Raw genomic sequence first — 2,268 nt, 5'->3', positions numbered from 1 at the left:
CCCACGCCTCCTGCTGGGGCACCGTCAACCCGCCCCGTCCCGGCGGCGTCCGCGAGCAAGCCACCCGCGAGCGCTGACACAAAGTCCATGACCTCCTCGGCCAGGGCGTCGGCCTGCTCGAATGCGCCCGCAGACTGGGCCTCGCCCTGAACACTGTCAAGCGATATGCCCGCAACCCTGAACCGTCCGCCGACCGCATCGCCCCCCGCTACCGACCCACCCTGGTCGATCCCTACCGCGACCACCTGCGCCAACGCCGGTCCGACGACCCGGCCGTCCCTGTCACCCACCTCCTCCACGAGATCAGGGGACTCGGCTACACCGGCAGCGCCAACCTGCTGGTCCGCTACCTCAACCAGGGCCGCGCCGAAGGCGACCGCCCCGTGACAACCCCGCGCCACCTCGCCCGGCTCCTGCTCACCCACCCCGAACGCCTACGAACCAAGGACACTGACCTGCTCGGCCTCCTCACCGCGGCCTGCCCCGAGATGACCCAGCTCACCGCCCTCATCAGCGAATTCGCCGCCCTCCTGACGCCCGCCGGCGGCAACGACTCCAAGCTCACCGGGTGGATCGCCCAAGCCCGCGGCGCCGACCTGCCCCGCCTGCACAGCTTCTGCAACGGCCTCGAACTCGACCACGCCGCCGTCAATGCCGGGCTGACCCTCCCTTGGAGCAACGGCCGCACGGAAGGCGTCAACACCCGGACAAAGAGGATCATGCGGCAGATGCACGGCCGAGCAGGATTCGACCTCCTCCGTCACCTCATCCTGCTGCAATAACCACCACCGACCGTCACCACCGACTACGGAACAGAGCCGTTCTTTGTACAGTCCCTCGCCCCAGAAGCGAACCAGGGCGAAGACGGGACTGTCAGCAGACCAGGACGGGGACCGGATCTACCGACAGAAAACGCAACACGGCGAAGCGCCCGCCGCACGGTCTCTCCACTCTGCTCGAGGCACGGTCCCGGCGTAGTTCCTGTTTGATGCTTTAAGTCCGGTTTGTCGCGCGGGTGTCGGTGGTGATTCGCCAAGCGGGCGGGCTGCTGATGATCTTCCAGTTCTCTACGCTGAAGGATCGTCACAGGAGTCGCGCGCCCGTGTCTGCACCATCGCTGACCATCCCCTGTCTTGACCAGCTCGCCGACCTGGCGTTGTGGGAGGCAGAGCTGGTGGCCGACCCTGTCGCGGTGGAGTCGGCCCTGGTGGCCAGGCTTGGAAGTGTGCCGGATCGTCGCGCCCGGCGGGGGCGTCTGCACCCGCTGCTGGTGATCCTGGTGGTGGCGGCGTGCGCGACACTGGTGGTGGGTGGCGACTCGGTGGCGGCGATCTGGCAGTGGGCGGCACGCGCGCCGCAGGACAAGCTCGCCCGCATCGGTGCCCGCCGCGATCCGCCGACCGGCCGGTTCGTGGTTCCCAGCGAGCGTACCTTCCGCCGGGTGCTCACCGATCTGGACGGGGATGCCCTGAACGCCGCGACCTGCGGGTATGCGACCGATGTCGTGCGGGGTGCGGCCGTGAGCCCGCAGGTGGCGCGCACGCCCGGACCGGTGGAACGCGAGGAGCGACGGCCCCTGCAGCACGACGCCGAGAACACCCAGTCATCACCGCGGCCGACGTGACGTGCAACCCCTCGGACGCGCCGGATACTGCTCCGAGACCAACCTCGAAGCCGCCAAGGAACGCCAACTGGCGTGCGGCACAGATACGTTCATGGCCATTGGCCGACTCGCCCACGACAAGCAGGTCCCGCCCGCACCCCGCGGACGCATCCCAAGAACGCCACGCTGAAGGAGCGCATGGCCCGCAAGCTGCGGACCAAGCCCGGCCGGTCCGCCTACGCCCGCCGCGAGGCCATCGTCGAACCCGTCTTCGGACAGATCATGACCTGCCAGAACGGCCGCCAACTCCACTTGCGCGGCGAAGACGGAGCCCGCGGCGAGTGGCGGCTGCTGGCCGCCTGCCACAACCTCCGCAAGATCTTCCGACACGCCGGAACCGCTGGCCTCGCTGCCGTGACCGGCTGACCAGCCGGGCACACCAGCCTGAGAGGGCCGAAATCCCTGCCCGACCGACCCGCTCGTCGACTCCACAAACGCTGACCGGGCGACCACGACCGGTTCCGTCGATCACGACCTCCCTGACCAGTCACCGGTTACTGAGACACGCTCCTAGTAGTGCTTGGTCAGGTCGGCTGAGTCTGTGCGTGTCCTTGTGGGTTGGTCGGGCGTTGGGGAGGTGTGAGTCCGGACGAAGTTGCGGTGGT

General features: G+C 68.6%; 1 protein-coding gene and 2 pseudogenes. All 3 read left to right on the top strand.

What is annotated here, in order from left to right:
• A pseudogene (locus tag ACFV3E_RS46605) lies at positions 1 to 782 on the top strand (transposase); the annotation flags it as partial.
• Positions 783 to 1,015: 233 nt separating this feature from the next.
• A complete protein-coding gene (locus tag ACFV3E_RS46600) occupies positions 1,016 to 1,624 on the top strand; it encodes a transposase family protein (RefSeq protein ID WP_500542613.1) in 609 nt (202 codons plus the stop codon).
• 10 nt (positions 1,625 to 1,634) lie between these two features.
• Positions 1,635 to 2,029, top strand: a pseudogene (locus ACFV3E_RS46595) (transposase); the annotation flags it as partial.
• Between the last annotated feature and the right edge of the window lie 239 nt (positions 2,030 to 2,268).

The organism is Streptomyces sp. NPDC059718 (assembly GCF_042733315.1).
Lineage (GTDB): Bacteria > Actinomycetota > Actinomycetes > Streptomycetales > Streptomycetaceae > Actinacidiphila.
This window is presented reverse-complemented; position numbering and strand designations above follow the sequence as displayed.